We start from the raw sequence: 2,824 nt of genomic DNA on the forward strand, positions 1-2,824 counted from the left end.
GGCATACCATATTATTCCGCAGTAGCTCAGTGGTAGAGCATTCGGCTGTTAACCGAACGGTCGTAGGTTCGAGTCCTACCTGCGGAGCCATTATTTCAATTTATATGTTAGCCAAAGTGCTTCCATAGCTCAGCAGGTAGAGCACTTCCATGGTAAGGAAGAGGTCACCGGTTCGAGCCCGGTTGGAAGCTTACGAAAAAAGAAAATATGGCCCATTGGTCAAGCGGTTAAGACACCGCCCTTTCACGGCGGTAACACGGGTTCGAATCCCGTATGGGTCACCATTATGGAGGATTAGCTCAGCTGGGAGAGCATCTGCCTTACAAGCAGAGGGTCGGCGGTTCGATCCCGTCATCCTCCACCATTGTTTTTAAAAAGTTTATAAATTTGTGCCGGTTTAGCTCAATTGGTAGAGCAACTGACTTGTAATCAGTAGGTTGGGGGTTCAAGTCCTCTAGCCGGCACCACTGTTTTTAAATTGTCATTAGTTTGAATATCGGAGGGGTAGCGAAGTGGCTAAACGCGGCGGACTGTAAATCCGCTCCTTCGGGTTCGGCGGTTCGAATCCGTCCCCCTCCACCATTTATCATTGGACAATATTAAAATATATGTCCTTTTTATATTTTTGGGCTATAGCCAAGCGGTAAGGCAACGGACTTTGACTCCGTCACTCGTTGGTTCGAATCCAGCTAGCCCAGCCACGAGCCATTAGCTCAGTTGGTAGAGCATCTGACTTTTAATCAGAGGGTCGGAGGTTCGAATCCTCCATGGCTCATTTTTAAATTAAACCAAACACATAAGTGTTTGGTTTTTTGTCTTTCTATTCACAATATAATAAAGTATTTAAAATGAAAATGGCTCTTTTTAAATGCGTATAAAATGATTTATATTGCTGGTATACATTTTATTTGAATGATGGCTTGAAAAGATACATTAACATGGGTTGCCAATGATCTCACTGTGCGTCTACCTATCTTAGAAGATAAGATTCTTTAATCGTGTTTTTGTTTTTTGAATATTCGCATATATATGCATAGAAATGTTGAGTTGAGTCATCGATTTGGAAAAAGGTACAATATAGGGAAAATAGATAAGCGGTTGGGGAGGATTTTCATGAGAAAGCTGACTATTATTGGTATGCCGATGGATCTTGGACAAATGCGTAGAGGCGTAGATATGGGACCTAGTGCTATTCGTTATGCGGGAATATTTGAAAGATTATCAAAGCTATTTTCTACTATAGAAGATTGGGGAGATATTGCAGTAGGAAGACCAGAAACAATAATAGATAAACAAAGTAATCTTAAAAATCTTCATTTAATAGCAGAAAAAAATCAAATGCTTGCAGAAATGGTAGATAAAATTATTCAATCAAAGTCTTTTCCACTTGTGTTAGGTGGAGATCATAGTATCGCAATCGGCACATTAGCTGGTTTAGCTAAGCATTATAAGAATTTAGGCGTCATTTGGTATGATGCACATGGAGATTTAAATACAGCAGAAACTTCCCCATCTGGGAATATTCATGGGATGCCACTTGCTGCTAGTTTGGGATATGGTCATGAACGTTTAACCAATTTACTAGGAATTTCACCTAAAATTAAACCAGAGCATGTAGTGATTATTGGTGCAAGATCTTTAGATGAAGGTGAGCGCAGGTTAATAAAAGAGTTGGGAATTAAAGTGTTTACGATGCATGAGATAGACCGGATGGGGATGACGAAAGTAATGGAAGAAACAGTTCGTTATTTAAAGGACAAAACAGATGGGGTCCATCTATCCCTTGACCTAGATGGCTTAGATCCTAATGATGCGCCAGGTGTCGGAACACCAGTACCAGGAGGAATAAGTTATAGGGAAAGTCATTTAGCTATGGAAATGCTAGCTGAATCAGGGCTAATTACTTCTGCTGAATTCGTAGAGGTCAATCCTATATTAGATGAAAGAAATAAAACGGCGGCGTTAGCAGTAGCATTGATGGGGTCTTTATTTGGGGAAAAATTACTATAAAGTTTATAGAGGTAACTTTATTCCAAAATCCTAAAAAAGTAGGAATGGAAGTACACTATTTTTCATATCATAAGTGGATTAAATGGAATAAAGTTACCTGATTATTATTTAATAGTTAATTCACTACTTAATTTTTCATATTTATTTAATAGCAAATCTAATTTTGTGCTTATGTCAACAACTGTTGGGTGTGAAAAAGAAGTGGTGTTTGCCAAATAGATCATCATTTCTCGATGTTCTTCAATGTCTTTTAATAGTTTTCTATCACTCAATTGTTTCACCCTCTATATGTTTTTTGATTATTTCTCCATTAAATATAAGCTCCATTAATCCAATAATGCTTGTCTTGATTTTAGCATATTATTACTCTTTTTTATAACCAATTCTAAAAATTTTAAACATTATGTGGCATTATTTGTTAAAATAAGAATGAGTATCCTAAAAAAGATAGATGTGCATTATAGGGAGAATTTTCACTTCTTAAAAAGTGGTATATTTTTTTTGTTCTTTGTTCTACAGATAAATTATTTAATATATATAAAAGTAATATGGAGCGCTCGATTACATGCTGACTCACGCAAATATAAGGGAGAAAGAGGGAAACATGAGAGCTAAGCTTAGGAGGTCATAAGAGGTCAAATGCTAGGTAATGGAAATGAAAGTTATTTTAAGCTGTTCACCTATAGAAACATAATGAACGAAAACAGTTTATTTTTTTAATACATGAGTTAATTTCATAATTCGAGCTTTTAAAGAAACACAGACTTACAGAATTTTATCTCCTATAAAATTTTTAAGCTGCTTGTTGCTTACT

Annotated in this window: 2 protein-coding genes and 8 tRNA genes; 9 read left to right on the forward strand and 1 reads right to left on the reverse strand. The window is 36.7% G+C overall.

Translation table 11 applies throughout. The annotated features are described in order from the left end of the window. Positions 1 to 15 precede the first annotated feature (15 nt). From ACTNDN_RS24530 to rocF, 9 genes are all read left to right on the forward strand, one after another. Positions 16 to 90 (forward strand) — tRNA-Asn (locus ACTNDN_RS24530). A 28-nt stretch (positions 91 to 118) separates the two neighbouring features. Then, a tRNA-Thr gene (locus tag ACTNDN_RS24535) sits at positions 119 to 191 on the forward strand. An 18-nt stretch (positions 192 to 209) separates the two neighbouring features. After that, positions 210 to 284 (forward strand) — tRNA-Glu (locus ACTNDN_RS24540). A 4-nt stretch (positions 285 to 288) separates the two neighbouring features. Continuing rightward, positions 289 to 364, forward strand: a tRNA-Val gene (locus tag ACTNDN_RS24545). A gap of 27 nt (positions 365 to 391) precedes the next feature. Then, a tRNA-Thr gene (locus ACTNDN_RS24550) sits at positions 392 to 467 on the forward strand. A 31-nt stretch (positions 468 to 498) separates the two neighbouring features. Further along, positions 499 to 582, forward strand: a tRNA-Tyr gene (locus ACTNDN_RS24555). A gap of 44 nt (positions 583 to 626) precedes the next feature. Further along, positions 627 to 701: transfer RNA gene (locus tag ACTNDN_RS24560), tRNA-Gln, on the forward strand. Position 702: 1 nt separating this feature from the next. Continuing rightward, positions 703 to 775: transfer RNA gene (locus ACTNDN_RS24565), tRNA-Lys, on the forward strand. A 338-nt stretch (positions 776 to 1,113) separates the two neighbouring features. Further along, positions 1,114 to 2,010: an arginase gene (rocF, locus tag ACTNDN_RS24570; protein WP_109769470.1), complete on the forward strand. Its 897-nt coding sequence runs from the start codon at positions 1,114 to 1,116 to the stop codon at positions 2,008 to 2,010. A 104-nt stretch (positions 2,011 to 2,114) separates the two neighbouring features. Here the strand turns inward: rocF and ACTNDN_RS24575 are convergent, their stop codons facing one another. After that, positions 2,115 to 2,282, reverse strand: coding sequence for an aspartyl-phosphate phosphatase Spo0E family protein (locus tag ACTNDN_RS24575; RefSeq protein ID WP_109769475.1), 168 nt, complete (start codon positions 2,280 to 2,282; stop codon positions 2,115 to 2,117). Between the last annotated feature and the right edge of the window lie 542 nt (positions 2,283 to 2,824).

This window comes from Niallia sp. HCP3S3_B10, assembly GCF_052064465.1.
GTDB lineage: Bacteria > Bacillota > Bacilli > Bacillales > Cytobacillaceae > Niallia > Niallia hominis.

Excerpts from the sequence above, each read along its gene's own strand:
- rocF (WP_109769470.1), top strand. The coding sequence starts at position 1,114 with ATGAGAAAGCTGACTATTATTGGTATGCCGATGGATCTTGGACAAATG.